The organism is Brevundimonas sp. PWP3-1b1 (genome assembly GCF_049896065.1).
GTDB classification, from domain to species: domain Bacteria; phylum Pseudomonadota; class Alphaproteobacteria; order Caulobacterales; family Caulobacteraceae; genus Brevundimonas; species Brevundimonas intermedia_B.
Genome location: NZ_JAFCTO010000001.1, coordinates 1,526,007 through 1,542,787, shown reverse-complemented (window position 1 = coordinate 1,542,787; position 16,781 = coordinate 1,526,007). Strand labels below are relative to the sequence as shown.

Sequence of the window (16,781 nt, the reverse complement as noted above, 5' to 3'; positions counted from 1 at the left end):
GGGAGGGCGAGGTCATGACCTCGGTCTATGACTTCTCCGCCCGCGCCATCGACGGCACGGAGGTTTCGCTGGATCGTTTTCGCGGTCAGGCGCTGCTGATCGTCAACACGGCGTCCAAGTGCGGCTTCACCGGCCAATACGCCGGGCTGGAGACGCTGCACCGGACGTTCGCCGACCGGCCGTTCGAGGTGCTGGGCTTTCCCTGCAACCAGTTCGGCGAGCAGGAGCCGGGCAGGGCGGCGGAGATCGCCGCCTTCTGCGCCACCAGTTTCGACGTGACCTTCCCCCTGTTCGACAAGGTGGAGGTCAACGGGCCGAACCGGCATCCGCTCTATGCCTGGCTGACCGAACAAAAGCGCGGCTTCCTAGGCTCCAAGGCCATCAAGTGGAACTTCACCAAGTTCCTGACCGACCGCGAGGGCAGGGTGGTCGCCCGCTACGCCCCGCAGACAGAACCCGAGGCCATCAAGGCCGACATCGAGAAGTTGATCTGATCATGGCTGCTGAATTCGATCTCGTCGTTATCGGCTCGGGCCCCGGCGGTTACGTCGCGGCCATCCGCGCCAGCCAACTGGGCCTCAAGGTCGCGATCATCGAGCGCGAAAACCTGGGCGGCATCTGCCTGAACTGGGGCTGTATCCCGACCAAGGCCCTGCTGAAGTCCGGCGAGAAGTTCGAGAGCCTGAGCCATCTGAAGGAATACGGCCTGTCGGCGTCCGGCGCGTCGTTCGACTTCGACGCCATCATCCAGCGCTCGCGCGGGGTGGCCAAACAGCTGAATCAGGGCGTCGGCTTCCTGATGAAGAAGAACAAGATCGAGGTGATCGAAGGTTCGGCTAAGCTGGAGAAGGGCGCCGCCGCGCCCAAGGTCCTCGTCGATCTGAAGGCGGGCGGTTCGCGCACCGTGGAGGCCAAGTCGGTGATGCTGGCCGTCGGCGCCCGCGCCCGCGCCCTGCCGCAGATCGGGCTGGAAGCCGACGGCGACCGGATCTGGGCCTACCGCGAGGCCATGGCGCCGAAATTCATGCCCAAATCCATCGTCGTGATCGGTTCGGGCGCCATCGGCATCGAGTTCGGCAGCTTCTATCGCGCCCTGGGCTGCGACGTGACCGTGGTCGAGGCCGTGGATCGCATCATGCCGGTCGAGGACGAGGAGGTCTCCAAGGCCGCCCAGAAGTCGTTCGAAAAACGCGGCATGAAATTCAAGCTAGGCGCCAAGGTCACCAAGGTGAGCAAGGACGCCAAGGGCGTGAAGGTCGCCGTCGAAATCGGCGGCAAGGCCGAGACCCTGGAGGCCGAGGTCTGCATCTCGGCCGTCGGCATCACCGCCAATACCGACGGCATCGGCCTGGAGGCCCTGGGTCTGGAAATGGATCGCGGCCACGTCAAGATCGACGGCCACTGCCAGACCAACGTCAAGGGCCTGTACGCCATCGGCGACTGCGCCGGCGCGCCCTGGCTGGCGCACAAGGCCTCGCACGAAGGCATCCACGCCGCCGAACATATCGCCGGCTTCAAGACGCCCAACGTCCATTCGCCCATCGCCGGCTGCACCTACGCCCAGCCGCAGGTCGCCTCCGTCGGCGTCACCGAACAGGCCGCCCGCGCCGAGAAGCGCGAGGTCAAGATCGGCCGCTTCCCGTTCCGCGTGAACGGCAAGGCCATCGCCTCGGGCGACACCGACGGCTTCGTCAAGGTGATCTTCGACGCCAAGACCGGCGCCCTGATCGGCGCCCACATGATCGGCCACGAAGTGACCGAGATGATCCAGGGCTATGTCACCGCCATCACCATGGAGGCGACGGAAGAAGACATCCACGGCATCGTCTATCCGCACCCGACCATGTCGGAAGCCATGCACGAGGCGGCGCTGGACGCATACGGGCGCGTGATCCACATCTGAACCAGAGACTGAAACGGCCCCGGAGCGTTCCGGGGCCGTTTTTCATACAGGGGGCGAGGCGTCAGCGCTTCTTGCCCAACTCCGCTGCAATGTCCTTGGTCATGCGGCCGACCTTGCGGTGGGCGGCGGTGATCTGGTCGCGGGTCACACCCCAGCGCTTCATCCAGTATTCGACCGACTGCCGTTCGGACAGGTCGATGCGGTCCTTGTCGATGAAGCCGCGCTTGTCCTTGAGGCCCGCCATGGTCGGCTCCGTCTGTTGCGATAGATGGTCGGGTTAGGCTTTCTCGACAAAGCTGTCGATCACCCGCTTCTCGCCAGCCTTTTCAAACTCGACCAGCAGCTTGTTGCCCTCGATGACGCGCACGTTCCCGTAGCCGAACTTCTGGTGGAAGACGCGTTCGCCCTTTTTCCAGCCGGAGCCGGACTTGGGATCGGCGGTGGCGATCAGGCGGCCGTCGCCTTCGATCACGGCCTTGCGGGCCGGAATCTTGTTCGGCGTCTGGGCGGCGGTGAAGGATTGGGCGCGTTTCCAGCCGGGGGAGGAATAGCCGCTGCCGAAGCTGGGCGCCTCGTCCCAGCGACTCTTGGCCTCCTTCATTCCGGTCGAGGCGCCGTAGTAGCCGGTGTCGGATTGCGGATCGACGTGGGCGATGGGCAGTTCGTCGACGAAGCGGCTGGGCAGTTGCGAGGTCCAGCGGCCATAGACCAGACGGTTGGCGGCGAAGCTGATCCGCGCGTCCTGCTTGGCGCGGGTGACGCCGACATAGGCCAGGCGGCGTTCCTCCTCGAGGCCCTTTTCGCCCTTTTCGTCGATGCTGCGCTGGCTGGGGAAGACGCCTTCCTCCCAGCCGGGCAGGAAGACCAAGGGGAACTCCAGCCCCTTGGCGCCGTGAAGGGTCATGATCTGGACCGCCCCGTCGCCGTTCGGATCGTCGCTGTTGGCGCGTTCCAGGTCCATGACCAGGGAGACGTGCTCCAGATAGGCCTGCAGCGTCTCGAACTGCTGCATCGACTGGGTCAGTTCCTTCAGGTTGTCCAACCGCGTCTGACCGCTGGTGCGGTCGGCCTTCTGCATGTCGGTGTAGCCGCTCTCCTCCAGCACGGTCTCCATGACCTGCCAGTGGGGCGTGGTCTCGGACAGGGTGCGCCAGCGGTCGATGTCGCGCACGAAGTTGGACAGGGCGGTGCGGGTGCGGGCCTGAAGCTCGTCGGTGTTGATCAGGCCGCGCACGGCCGTCAGGGCGGACAGGTCGTGCTGACGGGCCAGTTGCAGGATCTTCTGTACGCTGGTGTCGCCGATGCCGCGCTTGGGCACATTGACGATCCGCTCGAAGGCCAGATCGTCGTCCTCGGACTGGATCAGCCGCATATAGGCGTGGGCGTCGCGGATTTCGGCCCGTTCGAAGAAGCGCGGGCCGCCGATGACCGCATAGGGGATGGCCAGCATGACCAGCCGTTCCTCGAAGGCCCGCATCTGGAACGAGGCGCGGACCAGGATGGCCATGTCCTTGTATTTCAGCCCCGGCTCGCCGGCGTGGGGGCGACGCGCGGTCTCGATCTCGTCGGCGATCAGACGGGCCTCGGCCTCGCCGTCCCAGACGCCGCGCACCCGCACCTTGTCGCCGCTGTCGTCCTCGGTCCACAGGGTCTTGCCCAGCCGGTCGCGGTTGGCGGCGATCAGGCCTGAGGCCGCGCCCAGGATATGGCTGGTCGAGCGATAGTTGCGCTCCAGCTTGACGATCTTGGCGCCGGGGAAGTCGCGTTCGAAGCGCAGGATGTTGTCCACCTCGGCCCCGCGCCAGCCGTAGATCGACTGGTCGTCGTCGCCCACGCAGCAGACATTGCCGGTCGAGGCCGTCAACAGCCGCAGCCACAGATATTGGGCGACGTTCGTGTCCTGATATTCGTCGACCAGGATGTAGCGGAAGCGGCGGCGGTATTCGTCCGCCAGATCCGCGTGTTTGGACAGGATGGTGATGTTGTGCAGCAGCAGGTCGCCGAAGTCGCAGGCGTTCAGGCTGCGCAGACGCGCCTGATAGGCGGCGTACAGGCCCTGGCCCTTGCCGTTGGCGAAGTCCTCGCCGGGCGGCAGCTTCTCTGGCGTCCAGCCGCGGTTCTTCCAGTGGTCGATCAGGCCGCTCAGCGACTTGGGCGTCCAGCGTTTGGTGTCGATGTTGGCGGCTTCTAGCAGCTGTTTCAGCACCCGTTCCTGGTCGTCGGTGTCCAGGATGGTGAAGCTTGATTTCAGCCCGACAAGTTCGGCGTGGCGACGCAGGATCTGGGCGGCGATGGAGTGGAAGGTGCCCAGCCACCGTAAGCCTTCGGCCGAAGGGCCGATCAGATGGGTGATCCGCTCGCGCATCTCGCGTGCGGCCTTGTTGGTGAAGGTGACGGCCAGCAGTTCCCAGGGCTTGGCCCGGCCGGTGGCGAGGATGTGCGCCAGACGGGTGGTCAGGACCCGGGTCTTGCCGGTGCCGGCGCCGGCCAGAACCAGCACGGGCCCCTCCGTCGTCTCGACCGCTTCACGCTGCTCGGGGTTCAGCCCCTTCAGATAGTCACGCGGCGCCTCGCCCTCGGGCGCGCGGGCTCGCGCCAGGTCGGAAATGCGGGGGGCGGGGAGATCGGTCACAGGCGCAGAAATATCCGTCAATCAGATTCGAAACCGGAACATAAGGGGACCGCGCGGCAATGTCAGGGCCGACGCCACAATGAAACCTCGGAACCGGCAGGGCGACGGCAGGTTCCTAGGTGCGATGCAGCGAAATACTGACACGAGGAAGGCGGCGTCAGGCGGCAAACCGCAGGGCAAGAAAGCCGGGTGGCTGGCCTTCGCTCTGGGCATGGCTGGGATGTTCGTGATCATGGCGGTATGGGTCGCCCTGGTCGAAATGGGCCAAGACCCCCATGCCGAAGTCGAATTCATCGGGCAACCGCAATCCGCCGATGCAGTCTCTCGCGAGACTACTTCAGGCTATAGGTGATGGTCGTGACGACCCTGACCTTCTTGTCGATCGAGGCGGCCTCGTCGCCGCCTGCGCCATCACGCGGCAGGATTTCGAAGGAGCCCTGGGTGGCCTGACGGATCGGCCCCAGCGGCGTGCCGCTGTCCTTGGCGAACTGTTCCGCGCCGGTGCGAGCCGCCGCCGTGCCCTCGGCGATCATCTGCGGGCGGACATCGTTCAGCTTGGTGAAGATGTAGGATGGCCCTTGGAAGTCCTGCAGCACCACATCCTGACGGACCAAGTCGTTCAGGGACCGCGTCGTGGACTGAACCCGCGCCACGTCATTGGTCCGCACGATCACCGTCTGGGCCAGGATGAAGCGTGGCCCGCCGTTCTGGGCGGCGTATTCTCGTGAGCGGGTGTCGGCGACCTCCAGCCGGCCTAGCTCGATGGCCTGGGTCGGATAACCCTGGGCCGCCAGGAACCGTCGCACCAAGGCCAGATCGCCGTCGATCTTGGTCTGCACTTCCGACAGGACATCGCCCGAGGCCGTGAAGCGCAGCGGCAGGACGGCGAGGTCGGCCTTCACATTGCGTTCGGACAGGCCACGCACCGTCACCGTGCGGTCGCCTGCACGCGCATGGATGACGCCCTGACCGATCAGGGCGCCGGCCCCGATGAAACCCAGGGCCAAAAGGCCGCCTACGACGGCGGCGGGGATCAGACGATTGTCGGTCATGACGCGGTCTCCATTCGGCTGACGCTACGCCTGTCGTCCATGATCCGCCACCCAGTCCAGGGCCAGCAGGCGACAGGCGGAGGCGAGGGGGCGGCGGCCGCGATTGGCGTCGATCTCGGCCAGAAGCTGAGCCTTGCTGAGCTCGCGCGCGGCGGCGATCCGGTCCAGCACGGCCCAGAACTCGGGTTCCAGCGCGACAGAGGTCGCATGACCCGCCAGGGCGACCGAGCGTTTGCTCAGGCTGCTCAACGCGCGGACTTCAACACGATCTCGGCCGAAGCCGGTGCGCCATTGGTTAGAATGGCGTGGCGGGTGTCTGTGACGAAGACCAGAGCGCCGGCCGCGTCGCGGATTTCGGCCCGCGCGGCATAGGTGTGACGCGGATCGATCTGAGACGTCGGGAAGCCCAGGGTGACGCGATAGGGTGGTCCACCGGTCAGCGGCTCGCTGGCCTCGGCCAGCACCTGGGCCGGGGCGTCGGCCAGGCTGACATCCTCGACCTTGACCGTCAGGACATGGCCGGGCGGCAGCATGATCCGCTCGCGATAGGTGGCGGTCACGTTCACGACGGTCGTTCCCGTCGTCATTTCCGGTGCGGTCGCACAGGCGGCCATCACCAGGGCGGCGGGCAGGATCAGGGGGGCGTTTCGCATGACGATCTCCTTTGTGGGACACAGTGTGTCACACTCCGGTGCAAGACGTGAGCGGCGCCGCCGGCTTTGCGATGATAAGCGGGCTGTTCGCCGCCGGAGATCGACCTTGAGCCGCCCTTTCACGATCGCCGCCATCGCCATCTGCGCCCTGATCTGGGGCACGACCTGGTATGCGATCACCCTGCAACTGGGGCCAGTCGATTCGATCGTGTCCATCGTCTGGCGGTTCGGCCTGGCGTCGGCGGTGCTGTTCGCCTTCTGCGCGGTGACGCGACGGCCTTTGCGCCTGACCCGCGCCCAGCATTTGGCCGCGATCGGGCAGGGCGCCTTCGTCTTCGCAGTCAGCTATGGCTTCGTCTATGCGGCGGAGGGGCAGGTGGCGTCGGCTGTGGTCGCAGTCATCTTCGCCGCCCTGGCCTTCGTCAACCTGATCCTGTTCCGGCTTATGGGCGGACAGAAGGCGGCGCCCGCCGCGTGGATCGGCGCGGCTCTGGGCGTCATGGGCGTAGGCGTGCTGTCGTACGGTCAGATCACGGCGGCCGGCGCAGGCCTCAATCCGGGGCTGGGGGTCGTCTTCGCCCTGACCGCCGTCCTGGCGTCGGCGTTCGGCAACTGGTTCGCCTGGAAGGGACAGCAGGCCGGCGCACCGGTGATGGCCGCCACGTCCTGGGCCATGGCCTATGGCACGGCCATGTTGGCGCTGTATGGCGTGGCGACCGGCGTGACGTGGCGGATCGAGCCGACGCCGCACTATGTGCTGTCGTTGCTCTATCTGTCGCTGTTCGGGTCGGTGATCGCGTTCGGCCTGTATTTCACCATCGCGCGTCAGCGTGGCTATGCCCTGGCCAGCTACATCTCGGCCCTGACGCCGCCCATCGCCATGCTGGTGTCGGTGATCTTCGAGGGCGCGCGCTTCGGCTGGAGCGCACTGATCGGACTGGCGCTGGTGCTGGCGGGGCAGGTGATGCTGATCCGTGCGCCCAAGACCTGAGGCGTCAGTCGTCCGACTTCGGATCGCGCTTCTGACCGTCCAGCAGCTTGTCTGCCCGATGACGTTCCAGAGCGGTCAGCGTCTTGTCGGCCTTGGTTCGACCGTGGGCGACGCGATTGGCGGCGGCGTGGGCCTTGTTCTCGGCCTTGGCCCGCGTCTTTCGCGCCCGGTTCAGATTGACGATCTCGCCCATGATCAGGTCTTCGGCGGCTCTGCCGGCGTTTCTGCCGGCGTGGGCGGCGGCGCCAGCACGGCCGGCACCTGCGAGTCCGAGATAGTCGTCTGGGGGATGAAGGGCTGGTTCGCCGGACGCTCGCCCAGCCGGGTCCAGGCGTCGGGGCCGAGCCCGCGCTGACGACCCAGTTCGAACATGGCCGTCATGGTCTCCTGGTCGAACTTCAGGCTTGAGGCGGCGACATTGTCGGGAATGGCCGACAGGGCCATGTCCAGGCCGTTGCGCCGCGCGAAAGCCGCCGTCACCGCCAGATGGATGCGCAGCGACGACTTGCTCATGCTGTCATAGGTCCGCGCCAGGATGCCGGACAGACGGCCGGGCGTGACGCCGTCGTTGCGACCGACCTGACCGTTGACGATGACATAGAGGGCGCCGACACGCCCCTCGTCCTCGGGCCGGGTCCAGAGCATCAGGTCCTCGGGTATGGCGAGGAAGGGCGTGTTGACCCCCCCGTCGACGTGCATTTCCAGCACGACCTTGTCGTCGTCCTGAAGCCCTGCGATCAGCACGGGCGGAAAGACGCCGGGAATGCTGGCGGACGCGACCAGAACCTCCTTGAACAGTTCTCGGGCGTTGTCGTCACCCTGGGCGGCCAGCAGACCCATGTCCCAGATGACGGTCTCTTCGCTGTCCAGGTCCGTCGTGGCGACCAGGAGGCGACGGCCCTTGGCGTTCTCGCGCGCGACGGCCTGCATCAGTTCGGGAGTGACGTTCTCGTCCACCAGGTTCCGCAGCGCCTGCGACGAGAACAGGCTGGGGTTCAGGAAGGCGGCGAAACTGCGCCAGCTCAGCAGATTGTTCGCTCCGCCGCTGGTGTAGGCGTGCTGAAGCTCGTCATCCCATTCCGAGCCCAGGAAGGCGAAGGGGGCGGCGAGGGCGCCGGTGCTGACGCCGGTCACCACGTCGAACACCGGACGATCCCCATGCTCGGTCCAGCCGACAAGCAGCCCGGCCCCATACGCCCCGTTAGCTCCGCCGCCGGACAGGGCCAGGATCGAGGTCGGATGATCGGGCCGCAACCGTTCGCCGATTTCTCGGGTGAAGGCCTGCAGTCTCGCACTGTCGTTGGCGCGGATACGAGGATCCTCGGCCTTGACCAGCGTGCCGTCGGTGATCCTGAGCGGCCCGGTTGGCCGATCCAGGGTGCCGCACGCGGTCAGCGCCAAGGCCATGACGATGCCGAACAGGCCCGATCCGATCCGCCGCATGCGCTTGTTTCCAGCCCTGTGTCGAGAAACGCTTTCTACCGCTTCGGGCCGTCTCCTGTCATCACATCACAGAACAAGCGTCGCCGTTTGAAACCCGGCCTGACGCCGCGTGTTCTCACCGGCAGGACAAACCGAACTGTTGGAGACAGACATGGTCGACGTTTCGCTCATCAAGGAACATCTCGAAGTCGTAGGCTCGGACGGCGGCCATGTGGGGCGTGTGGATCACGTCCTGGGCGACCAGATCGAGCTGGCAAAGCTGGATTTCGCCGGCGGCTTCAAACACCACCTGATCCCGGTCAGCTGGGTCGAGAAGGTCGATGACAAGCACGTCCACCTGAACCTGACCCAGGAAGACGCCAAGGCGCGCTGGTCGGAAAAGCCGCACTGATCACGGCGACTTAACGCGAATTCATCTAAGGCCCCGCTGCACAAGCGGGGCCTTATCGCTATCTGGGATGCGTCGCATGAGGCGGCGCTGGAGCTTCGACCTTGATCCGCCTGATCCTGAAGATTCTGTGGTTCGTGCTCGGCGGCTGGCTGTCAGGCCTGCTGTGGTTGTTCGGTGGAGCGATTCTGGCGCTGACCGTCGTCGGTCTGCCGTGGACTTTCGCGGCGTGGCGCATCGCCAGCTATTCGTTCTGGCCTTTCGGCCGCGAGGTCGTGTGGCAGGACGCGCATCCGGTGGCGGGCTGCCTGGGCGTCGTGCTGAACATCGTCTGGTTCGTCGTCGCCGGCTGGTACATCGCCCTGACGCATCTGCTGATCGCCGTCGTGGAGTTCGTCTCCATCATCGGCATTCCCTTCGCCCTGAAGGATCGGGAACTGGCCAAGCTGGCGCTGGCGCCCGTCGGCCGCACGGTCCGCGACAAGGCCTGACGCCAACCAAAAACGCCGACGTCGCTGGACGTCGGCGTTTGAACCTTCGCTTCGGCTGGCGTCAGCCCGGCGAGATCATCTTCTCGGGGCGCACCGCCTCGTCGAACTCGGCGTCGGTCAGATAACCGCCGCCGACAGCCTCTTCGCGCAGGGTGGTGCCGTTTTTGTGCGCGATCTTGGCGATCTTGGCGCAGGTATCGTAGCCCAGCTTGCCGTTCAGGGCCGTGACCAGCATCAGCGAGTTGTTCAGGCCGCGGGCGATATTGTCCTCGCGGGCCTCGATGCCGACGACGCAGTTGTCGGTGAAGCTGATGGCCGCGTCGGCGACCAGACGCACCGACTGCAGGAAGTTGTAGGCCATGACGGGGTTATAGACGTTCAGTTCGAAATGCCCCTGGGAGCCGGCGAAGGTCAGGGCGGCGTTGTTGCCGAACACCTGGACGCAGACCTGGGTCAGGGCTTCGCACTGGGTCGGATTGACCTTACCCGGCATGATCGATGAGCCCGGCTCGTTCTCCGGCAGGGCCAGTTCGCCCAGGCCCGAACGCGGGCCGGACCCCAGGAAGCGGATGTCGTTGGCGATCTTGAACAGGGAGGCGGCGACGGTGTTGATCGCGCCGTGGCTGAAGACCATGGCGTCGTGGGCGGCCAGGGCTTCGAACTTGTTCGGCGCCGTGGTGAAGGGCAGGCCGGTGATCTCGGCGATCTGGGCCGCGACCTTTTCCGCAAAGCCGACGGGGGCGTTCAGGCCGGTGCCGACGGCGGTGCCGCCCTGGGCCAGTTCCATCAGCTTGGGCAGGGTCTGTTCGATCCGCTCGATGCCGTTGGCGACCTGTTGCGCATAGCCGCCGAACTCCTGGCCCAGGGTCAGGGGGGTGGCGTCTTGGGTGTGGGTGCGGCCGATCTTGATGATGTGAGCCCAGGCCTTGGCCTTGGCGTCCAGGGCGGCGTGCAGATGCTTCAGGGCCGGGATTAGGTCGTTGACCACCTGTTCCGCGCAGGCCACGTGCATGGCCGTCGGATAGGTGTCGTTTGACGACTGGCTCATATTGACGTGGTCGTTGGGGTGGACCGGCTTCTTGGAGCCCATCTCGCCGCCCAGGATCTCGATGGCGCGGTTCGAGATCACCTCATTGGCGTTCATGTTCGACTGGGTGCCCGACCCCGTCTGCCAGACGACCAGGGGGAAGTGGTCGTTCAGCCTGCCTTCGATGACCTCGTTGGCGGCCTTGACGATGGCGTCGGCCAGGGCCGGATCGAGCTTGCCCAGGTCGCGGTTGGTCTCGGCGGCGGCGCGCTTGACGATGCCCAGGGCGCGCACGACCGGCAGGGGCTGCTTCTCCCAACCGATCTTGAAGTTGCCCAGCGACCGCTGCGCCTGGGCGCCCCAGTAGCGATCAGCGGCGACTTCGATGGGGCCGAAGGTGTCGGTTTCGGTACGGACGTTGCTCATGCGCGGAATCTCGTCTCTCAGGCGTGGCGATGGGTTGCGCGGCGGTGTAGCACGAGAGCCATGCAGGGCAAGAAGAGCGCAGACATCCTCAGATCGGCAGGCGTCGCATGACCGCCGGCTGGATCGGGACCGGCAAAGTCCGGGCGCGCGAGGATGGCGACGCCGTCGAGATCGTCATCGACGGCCTGACGACCCAGGCCAAATACTACAAGCCGCTGGTCTATGAGTTCATGCGCAAGGAATGGCGCGCCGCACGGCCGTCCTGGGGCGACCATGTCGTCGAGATACGCATGGAGCATGTCGGCGAGCCGCCGTGGATGGATCTGGACAACCTGGCCAAGGCCCTGCTTGATTCCATCAAGGGCTATCTGTTCCATGACGACGCCCAGGTCGCACGTTTGCTGGTCGAACGGCGCGAAGGCGAAAGAGAGCGGATCACGATCCGCTCCTATCCGCGACGGGACTGAAGGCGGCTATTTTTTGCGGAACTGGTCCAGCGAGACGACCTTGGGACCTTCCGAGGATGGGTCGGTGTCCTGCGGCGGGATCGGCTCTTCCTCGACCTCTTCCAGAAGCTGCGGATCCTCGAACTGCAGCAGGAACTGGACGCTGGGGTCGTAGAACCGCGTGACTGCCGAATAGGGGATGACCAGGCTCTTGGGCATGCCGCCGAAACGCAGCTTGACCGAGAAGCGTTCGGGCTCGACGCGCAGATCGTCGTACTGGTGCTGCAGAACGACCGTCATCTCTTCCGGGTATTTCGCCAGGATGTCGGGCGCGACGCTGACGCCGACGGCGCGAGTCTTGAAGGTGATGTAGAAGTGATGCGCGCCGGGCAGGCCTTCGGCCAGCACCCGTTCCAGCGCAGCGCGCATGACGCCGCGCAGCGCCTCTTGCGCCAGCTGCTCGTAATGCATCTCATCGACCGGAGGGGCCTGGTCGCTCATCGTCACCTCGCAATAGAGCGCGACTGATAGACGTGCGGATGCGATGGCGAAAGATGCCTTGAGGGTTAAGCGAACCGATTTGTCGCCATACCGATGATTTGGAAAAGCGCCGGGATTCTGTTGCCAGGCTCCCGACAGGCCCCGCCCAAGGATCTGAACCCCTAGGACTTAAGATTCGAAATCACCCGAACCGCATTACGCGGCGAGAGCGACTTCTCCAGCGAAGTTATCGTTCGCAGTTAGAAAATGGCCCGATACGGTGGGCCAGGACGAGCGAAAGCAATCCTCTTTACACGTCCGTCGATGCTAGTCGGCCCCATGCTGCCTCCGCCGATAACGCGGGGAGAAAGTTGGTGGAGCCGCCGGGAATCGCACCCGGGTCCGGTCCGCTTATTACAAGCGCGTTTATCGCTATAGTCCGGCCGAAACCGGACAGGATCAATATAGGCGCTGACTGGATGCATTCCAAGCGCCGCTTTCAAGTCAGACGCGCGGCCAGTCCGGCGTCTGTTGACGAAACCAGGTCAACTGGCGTTTGGCGTAGTTCCGCGTGGCCTGTTTCAAAGCGGCGACGGCGTCATCCCGCGTGAGTGCTCCAGTCAGATAGTCAGCCAGTTCGCGCACGCCGACGGCTTTCATGGCGGGCAGGCTGTCGGATAGACCGCGCGCGGCCAAGGCGGCGACCTCATCCAGCGCTCCCTGTTCAAGCATCAGGTCCACGCGAGCGTCACAGTTCTGATAGAGGCGCTGCCGGTCAGGCTCGACGACCCGCCCAGTCCAAGACCCGTATGGCAGCAGGGGTTTCGTATCGGCCTTCCAATCGCTGAGCGATCGGCCGCTGGCGGAGAAGACGCTCATGGCCCGCACCAATCTTTGCCGGTCGCCCCGTTCGATGGCGCGCGCAGCGTCGGGATCGGCTTGGGCCAGTCGCGCACGGAAGGCAGCCTCGCCCTCGATCGCATATTCCGCCTCGACTGCGTCACGCGTCGCCAGGGGGACGGGGGGAATGTCCGCCAAGCCCCGAGTGAGGCTCATGAAGTACAGGCCGGTGCCTCCGACGAGGATCGCCGAACGTCCATCCGCGCGAAGTTCGTCGAGTATGTCCAAAGCCGCACGGCTCCAGCGCCCGACCGACCAGACGTCGGCCGCGTCGGCGACGCCGTAAAGGCAATGATCGGCCTGAGCCTCGTCCTCAACGGACGGCCGCGCCGTCAGGATGCGCAGGTCGGCGTAAAGCTGCTGGCTGTCCGCATTGATGATCACGGCGCCGGTTTCACGCGCCATCTTCAGCGCGAGCGCCGACTTGCCCGATGCGGTCGGGCCGGCGATCAGGGTGATTGAGGACGGCTGGGACAAATGGTGGCTCGCGGGACGGGTTCGAGGGCGATAGAACGCGCGCATCATCGCCTGCAAGTCTTCTGGAGACCGCCTTGGTCGAACGCACCGCCGTCATCGCCGCCCTGGACGCGATCATTGATCCGGTTTCCGGCCAGGGGCTGGTCGCCGCCGGTCTGGTTCAGGGGCTGGTGGTGGCCGACGACCGGGCGGGTTTCGCGCTGGAAGTCGATCGCAGCCAGGCCGCCGCCTATGCCCCCGTTCGCGATACGGCGGAGGCGGCGCTGAAGGCGCTGCCCGGAATGGCGCGCGTCTCCGTCATCCTGACCGCCGAGACCAAGCCGGCCGCCGCGCCGCGCACCGCCGGTCTGTCCAAGGCGGCGGTCGATCAGGGGCGGGCCAAGGCGCCGGTTCCGACCGATCGCCCGGCCCATGTCCGCCGTGTTCTGGCCGTCGCCAGCGGAAAGGGCGGGGTGGGCAAGTCCACGGTCGCCGTCAATCTGGCCGTGGCGCTCTCGGCGCGGGGTCTGTCCGTCGGCATCCTTGACGCCGACGTCTATGGGCCGTCGCTGCCGACCATGCTGGGGATCAGCGGCCAGCCGGCCTATGAGGACGGGGCCATCGTCCCGCACGTGGCCCATGGATTGAAGGCCATGTCGGTCGGCCTGCTGACCAAGATGGACGACGCCATGATCTGGCGCGGGCCGATGGCGTCCCAGGCCATCACCCAGATGCTGACCCAGACCCGCTGGGGCACGGCCGAGGCGCCGCTGGACGTGCTGGTGGTCGATCTGCCGCCCGGCACCGGCGACGTGCAACTGACCCTGATCCAGAAGACGCCGCTGGATGGGGCTGTCATCGTCTCGACGCCGCAGGAGGTGGCCTTGGCCGACGCCCGGCGGGCCCATACCCTGTTCCAGCGCGTCAATGTGCCGACGCTGGGCCTGATCGAGAATATGAGCGGGCCGATCTTCGGCCAGGGTGGAGCCAAGGCCGAGGCCGAACGTCTGTCGATCCCTTTCCTGGGCGACCTGCCTCTGGACGCTGCGTTGCGAGAGGGTGGCGACGCCGGCCAACCGCCCGTGGCGTCGGATCCGTCAGGCCAGATCGCCGCCCAGTTCGCCGCCATCGCCGGTCAGGTCGCGGCGGCGCTGGGCCTGTAGAAAAAGCTCAGGACGGGGTTTTCAAACGCAACTCTATTCGCCACCTTGGCTCTTGCCATTCGCAAGGAGTTCCGATGAGCGTCGACGCCCTGTTCCGTCCCTTCACCGTCAAGGGCCTGACCCTGCCCAACCGCATCGTCATGGCGCCCATGACGCGGTCATTCTCCCCCAACGGCATCCCGACGTCCGATGTCGCCGGCTATTATCGCCGCAGGGCCGAGGGCGGGGTCGGCCTGATCGTGACCGAGGGGACGGTCGTCGAACGTCCGGCGGCGCGAAACGACGCCAATGTTCCGGTCTTTCACGGAGACGCCCTGCCGCAGTGGAAGACGGTCGTGGACGAGGTCCATGCCGCCGGGGGGCTGATCGCGCCGCAGATCTGGCACGTCGGCTCCGCACGGGGACAGGGCGAGGACTGGACCCCGCTGGGCAAGGTGGACAGCCCGTCCGGCATGACGGCGCCCGGCAAGACCAAGTTTGAGCCGATGACCGAGGAGGACGTGGCCGACACCATCGCCGCCTTCGGCAAGTCGGCCCGCGCCGCTCGCGAGCTCGGGTTCGACGCCGTCGAGATCCACGGCGCCCATGGCTATCTGATCGACCAGTTCTTCTGGAGCGGCGTCAATGCGCGTGAGGACCGCTGGGGCGGTCCGACCATCGCCGACCGCGCCCGCTTTGGCGCCGAGGTGGTCAAGGCGGTTCGCGAAGGCGTGGGCGACGACATTCCCGTCATCCTGCGCCTGTCGCAATGGAAGCAGCAGGATTTCGCCGCCCGCATCGCCGAGACGCCGGACCAGATGGTCGAATGGCTGACGCCGCTGTCGGACGCCGGGGTCGACGTCTTCCACTGTTCGCAGCGCCGCTTCTGGGAGCCGGAGTTCGAGGGTTCGGACCTGAACTTCGCCGGCTGGACCAAGAAGCTGATGGGCAAGCCGACCATCACCGTCGGCTCGGTCGGCTTGGACGGCGAGTTCATCGCGGCCTTCGGCGGCGAGGGTTCCAAGCCCGCATCGCTGGACGGCCTGCTGCGTCGTCTGGAGAACGAGGAGTTCGATCTGGTCGCCGTCGGCCGCGCCCTGCTGGCCGATCCGCGCTGGGTGCAGAAGATCCGCGACGGCCGATCTGACGAACTGCGCAACTTCGAACGCGCAGACCTGATGACCCTGTCCTGACCTGAGACGTCGAGCCGGTTCAGGCCGGCTCGACGATCACGCCCGTGCCGTAGCACAGCACCTCGGTCACGCCCGGCATGATCTCGGTGGCGTCATAGCGGACAGCCAGAATCGCGTTGGCGCCGTGCGCTTCGGCATGTTTGACCAGTTCGTCATAGGCTTCCTGACGCCCGGCCTCGGCCAGTTTCACATAGGCGCCGACCCGGCCGCCCAGCATGGACTGGACCCCGCCGATGGCGTCGGAAATGGCGTTGCGGGAGCGCACCGTCACACCGCGCACCAGGCCGATATGGCGGGTGACGCGAAAGCCGGGCAGGTCGTTGGTGGTCGTGACGTACATCTGTCTCTCCTAGCGGCGTTCCAGCACGCGGAAGGTGAAGGCGTGATCGTCCTTCTCGCCTGCCGGATGGGATTCCGACGATACCTCGACCCAGGCCGTTTCGTCGAACGCCGGGAAGACCGCGTCGCCGTCGGGCGAGGCCTCGACCTCGGTGATGTAGAGGCGTTTGGCGCGGGGCAGGGCGGCCTCAAACAGGGCCGTGCCGCCGATGACGCAGATCTCGTCCACGCCGTCCTCTTCGGCCGTCTCGCGCCCGATCTCGATGGCTTCGTCCAGGGTGGCGCAGACCAGGGCGCCCTTGGACATGCCGTCGGCTTCGTAGGATTCGTCCCGCGTCAGCACCATGTTGAGCCGGCCGGGCAGGGGTTTGAGCGGCAGGCTCTCCCAGGTCTTGCGGCCCATCAGGCAGGGCTTGCCCACGGTGATGGCCTTGAACCGCTGCAGGTCCGAGCGCAGCCGCCAGGGCAGGTCGCCGTCGCGGCCGATGACGCCGTTGCGTCCGCGCGCGACGACCAGGGCGATCAGGGGAACGGTCATGCTTTCGGCTCCAGCCATTTGAGCCATTTGCGCTGCATGGCCTCTTCCAGGTCGATACCCGAACGGGCGCAATAGATCAGCAGCATTCCCATCACATCCGCCGCCTCGTCGCCCAGCGCCCGGGCGTCGGGCATGCCCCGCGCGCGGCCGGTCAGGCGCAGATGCTCGGCCGTCAGTTCGCCCAGCTCTTCCTGAAGTTTCAGCAGCGCCCAATCCCGGTCGCGGTCGATGTCGTGTTCGGCCGCGTAGATGTCTGAGATGCGTAGGACGTCTGCCTGCAA

Annotated in this window: 22 protein-coding genes and 1 other RNA gene; 8 read left to right on the top strand and 15 right to left on the bottom strand. The window is 66.1% G+C overall.

Annotated elements, in window-relative coordinates; genetic code table 11:
* Nucleotides 1-14: 14 nt before the first annotated feature.
* Together ACP69V_RS07595 and lpdA are read left to right on the top strand one after the other, a co-directional pair.
* Nucleotides 15-494 (top strand): glutathione peroxidase, encoded by a 480-nt coding sequence (locus ACP69V_RS07595; protein ID WP_426023313.1) that lies wholly within the window; start codon nt 15-17, stop codon nt 492-494.
* A gap of 2 nt (nt 495-496) precedes the next feature.
* The gene (gene lpdA / locus ACP69V_RS07590; protein WP_426023312.1) at nt 497-1,903 is read left to right on the top strand and encodes a dihydrolipoyl dehydrogenase; all 1,407 of its coding nucleotides are present in this window, start codon (nt 497-499) and stop codon (nt 1,901-1,903) included.
* Nucleotides 1,904-1,964: 61 nt separating this feature from the next.
* On the opposite strand, the gene ACP69V_RS07585 is transcribed toward lpdA, so the two are convergent.
* From ACP69V_RS07585 to ACP69V_RS07560, 6 genes are all read right to left on the bottom strand, one after another.
* Complete coding sequence (locus ACP69V_RS07585) at nt 1,965-2,147, bottom strand: DUF3606 domain-containing protein (protein ID WP_008259491.1); 183 nt, start codon at nt 2,145-2,147, stop codon at nt 1,965-1,967.
* Nucleotides 2,148-2,180: 33 nt separating this feature from the next.
* Nucleotides 2,181-4,535 (bottom strand): ATP-dependent helicase, encoded by a 2,355-nt coding sequence (locus ACP69V_RS07580; RefSeq protein ID WP_426023311.1) that lies wholly within the window; start codon nt 4,533-4,535, stop codon nt 2,181-2,183.
* A gap of 157 nt (nt 4,536-4,692) precedes the next feature.
* On the bottom strand, nt 4,693-4,836 hold the full coding sequence (locus tag ACP69V_RS07575; protein WP_426023310.1) for a hypothetical protein: 144 nt from the start codon (nt 4,834-4,836) through the stop codon (nt 4,693-4,695).
* 31 nt (nt 4,837-4,867) lie between these two features.
* Entirely contained in the window at nt 4,868-5,587 is a 720-nt protein-coding gene (locus tag ACP69V_RS07570) for an SIMPL domain-containing protein (protein ID WP_426023309.1), read from the bottom strand.
* Nucleotides 5,588-5,611: 24 nt separating this feature from the next.
* Nucleotides 5,612-5,836, bottom strand: a complete 225-nt coding sequence (locus ACP69V_RS07565) for a ribbon-helix-helix domain-containing protein (protein WP_135195521.1) — start codon at nt 5,834-5,836, stop codon at nt 5,612-5,614.
* Nucleotides 5,833-6,240 (bottom strand): YbaY family lipoprotein, encoded by a 408-nt coding sequence (locus tag ACP69V_RS07560; RefSeq protein WP_426023308.1) that lies wholly within the window; start codon nt 6,238-6,240, stop codon nt 5,833-5,835. Before ACP69V_RS07560 ends, ACP69V_RS07565 begins: the two co-directional genes overlap by 4 nt.
* A 106-nt stretch (nt 6,241-6,346) precedes the next feature.
* Between ACP69V_RS07560 and ACP69V_RS07555 the strand changes: the two genes are divergently transcribed.
* Nucleotides 6,347-7,231: a DMT family transporter gene (locus tag ACP69V_RS07555; RefSeq protein WP_426023307.1), complete on the top strand. Its 885-nt coding sequence runs from the start codon at nt 6,347-6,349 to the stop codon at nt 7,229-7,231.
* A 4-nt stretch (nt 7,232-7,235) separates the two neighbouring features.
* Here ACP69V_RS07555 and ACP69V_RS07550 read toward each other — a convergent pair whose 3' ends face one another.
* Entirely contained in the window at nt 7,236-7,424 is a 189-nt protein-coding gene (locus tag ACP69V_RS07550) for a DUF4169 family protein (protein ID WP_426023306.1), read from the bottom strand.
* 2 nt (nt 7,425-7,426) lie between these two features.
* Nucleotides 7,427-8,674 (bottom strand): patatin-like phospholipase family protein, encoded by a 1,248-nt coding sequence (locus ACP69V_RS07545; protein ID WP_426023305.1) that lies wholly within the window; start codon nt 8,672-8,674, stop codon nt 7,427-7,429.
* Nucleotides 8,675-8,825: 151 nt separating this feature from the next.
* Here ACP69V_RS07545 and ACP69V_RS07540 point away from each other — a divergent pair, with 151 nt between their 5' ends.
* Together ACP69V_RS07540 and ACP69V_RS07535 are read left to right on the top strand one after the other, a co-directional pair.
* On the top strand, nt 8,826-9,065 hold the full coding sequence (locus ACP69V_RS07540; RefSeq protein ID WP_425983728.1) for a DUF2171 domain-containing protein: 240 nt from the start codon (nt 8,826-8,828) through the stop codon (nt 9,063-9,065).
* Nucleotides 9,066-9,166: 101 nt separating this feature from the next.
* Entirely contained in the window at nt 9,167-9,553 is a 387-nt protein-coding gene (locus tag ACP69V_RS07535) for a YccF domain-containing protein (protein ID WP_426023304.1), read from the top strand.
* Nucleotides 9,554-9,614: 61 nt separating this feature from the next.
* Here the strand turns inward: ACP69V_RS07535 and fumC are convergent, their stop codons facing one another.
* The gene (gene fumC / locus ACP69V_RS07530; protein ID WP_426023303.1) at nt 9,615-11,006 is read right to left on the bottom strand and encodes a class II fumarate hydratase; all 1,392 of its coding nucleotides are present in this window, start codon (nt 11,004-11,006) and stop codon (nt 9,615-9,617) included.
* A 107-nt stretch (nt 11,007-11,113) separates the two neighbouring features.
* Between fumC and ACP69V_RS07525 the strand changes: the two genes are divergently transcribed.
* Nucleotides 11,114-11,473, top strand: a complete 360-nt coding sequence (locus ACP69V_RS07525) for a RusA family crossover junction endodeoxyribonuclease (protein WP_346496818.1) — start codon at nt 11,114-11,116, stop codon at nt 11,471-11,473.
* A 6-nt stretch (nt 11,474-11,479) separates the two neighbouring features.
* On the opposite strand, the gene ACP69V_RS07520 is transcribed toward ACP69V_RS07525, so the two are convergent.
* The 3 genes from ACP69V_RS07520 to miaA all read right to left on the bottom strand — a co-directional run bounded on the left by ACP69V_RS07520 (nt 11,480) and on the right by miaA (nt 13,354).
* On the bottom strand, nt 11,480-11,953 hold the full coding sequence (locus ACP69V_RS07520) for an SspB family protein (RefSeq protein WP_425983737.1): 474 nt from the start codon (nt 11,951-11,953) through the stop codon (nt 11,480-11,482).
* A 105-nt stretch (nt 11,954-12,058) separates the two neighbouring features.
* Nucleotides 12,059-12,426, bottom strand: a transfer-messenger RNA (tmRNA) gene (gene ssrA, locus ACP69V_RS07515).
* Nucleotides 12,427-12,436: 10 nt separating this feature from the next.
* Nucleotides 12,437-13,354: a tRNA (adenosine(37)-N6)-dimethylallyltransferase MiaA gene (gene miaA, locus ACP69V_RS07510; protein ID WP_426024041.1), complete on the bottom strand. Its 918-nt coding sequence runs from the start codon at nt 13,352-13,354 to the stop codon at nt 12,437-12,439.
* Nucleotides 13,355-13,383: 29 nt separating this feature from the next.
* On the opposite strand from miaA, the gene ACP69V_RS07505 reads away from it, so the two are divergent.
* Both ACP69V_RS07505 and ACP69V_RS07500 read left to right on the top strand, forming a co-directional pair.
* Entirely contained in the window at nt 13,384-14,451 is a 1,068-nt protein-coding gene (locus tag ACP69V_RS07505) for an Mrp/NBP35 family ATP-binding protein (protein WP_426023302.1), read from the top strand.
* 74 nt (nt 14,452-14,525) lie between these two features.
* Nucleotides 14,526-15,623, top strand: coding sequence for an NADH:flavin oxidoreductase (locus ACP69V_RS07500; RefSeq protein WP_426023301.1), 1,098 nt, complete (start codon nt 14,526-14,528; stop codon nt 15,621-15,623).
* Between the two features lie 19 nt (nt 15,624-15,642).
* On the opposite strand, the gene ACP69V_RS07495 is transcribed toward ACP69V_RS07500, so the two are convergent.
* From ACP69V_RS07495 to ACP69V_RS07485, 3 genes are read right to left on the bottom strand one after another with little or no spacing between them, the layout of a single operon-like run.
* Nucleotides 15,643-15,963: a YbjQ family protein gene (locus ACP69V_RS07495; protein ID WP_159851431.1), complete on the bottom strand. Its 321-nt coding sequence runs from the start codon at nt 15,961-15,963 to the stop codon at nt 15,643-15,645.
* Between the two features lie 9 nt (nt 15,964-15,972).
* A complete protein-coding gene (locus ACP69V_RS07490) occupies nt 15,973-16,500 on the bottom strand; it encodes a dihydrofolate reductase (protein WP_426023300.1) in 528 nt (175 codons plus the stop codon).
* Nucleotides 16,497-16,781, bottom strand: a complete 285-nt coding sequence (locus ACP69V_RS07485; RefSeq protein WP_426023299.1) for a phosphoribosyl-ATP pyrophosphohydrolase — start codon at nt 16,779-16,781, stop codon at nt 16,497-16,499. The genes ACP69V_RS07490 and ACP69V_RS07485 overlap by 4 nt, the downstream gene beginning before the upstream one ends.

Coding starts and splice junctions, on each gene's coding strand:
- ACP69V_RS07595 (WP_426023313.1), top strand. CDS start 15: ATGACCTCGGTCTATGACTTCTCCGCCCGCGCCATCGACGGCACGGAG.
- lpdA (WP_426023312.1), top strand. CDS start 497: ATGGCTGCTGAATTCGATCTCGTCGTTATCGGCTCGGGCCCCGGCGGT.
- ACP69V_RS07585 (WP_008259491.1), bottom strand. CDS start 2,147: ATGGCGGGCCTCAAGGACAAGCGCGGCTTCATCGACAAGGACCGCATC.
- ACP69V_RS07570 (WP_426023309.1), bottom strand. CDS start 5,587: ATGACCGACAATCGTCTGATCCCCGCCGCCGTCGTAGGCGGCCTTTTG.
- ACP69V_RS07560 (WP_426023308.1), bottom strand. CDS start 6,240: ATGCGAAACGCCCCCCTGATCCTGCCCGCCGCCCTGGTGATGGCCGCC.
- ACP69V_RS07550 (WP_426023306.1), bottom strand. CDS start 7,424: ATGGGCGAGATCGTCAATCTGAACCGGGCGCGAAAGACGCGGGCCAAG.
- ACP69V_RS07545 (WP_426023305.1), bottom strand. CDS start 8,674: ATGCGGCGGATCGGATCGGGCCTGTTCGGCATCGTCATGGCCTTGGCG.
- ACP69V_RS07540 (WP_425983728.1), top strand. CDS start 8,826: ATGGTCGACGTTTCGCTCATCAAGGAACATCTCGAAGTCGTAGGCTCG.
- fumC (WP_426023303.1), bottom strand. CDS start 11,006: ATGAGCAACGTCCGTACCGAAACCGACACCTTCGGCCCCATCGAAGTC.
- ACP69V_RS07525 (WP_346496818.1), top strand. CDS start 11,114: ATGACCGCCGGCTGGATCGGGACCGGCAAAGTCCGGGCGCGCGAGGAT.
- ACP69V_RS07520 (WP_425983737.1), bottom strand. CDS start 11,953: ATGAGCGACCAGGCCCCTCCGGTCGATGAGATGCATTACGAGCAGCTG.
- miaA (WP_426024041.1), bottom strand. CDS start 13,354: ATGCGCGCGTTCTATCGCCCTCGAACCCGTCCCGCGAGCCACCATTTG.
- ACP69V_RS07500 (WP_426023301.1), top strand. CDS start 14,526: ATGAGCGTCGACGCCCTGTTCCGTCCCTTCACCGTCAAGGGCCTGACC.
- ACP69V_RS07495 (WP_159851431.1), bottom strand. CDS start 15,963: ATGTACGTCACGACCACCAACGACCTGCCCGGCTTTCGCGTCACCCGC.
- ACP69V_RS07490 (WP_426023300.1), bottom strand. CDS start 16,500: ATGACCGTTCCCCTGATCGCCCTGGTCGTCGCGCGCGGACGCAACGGC.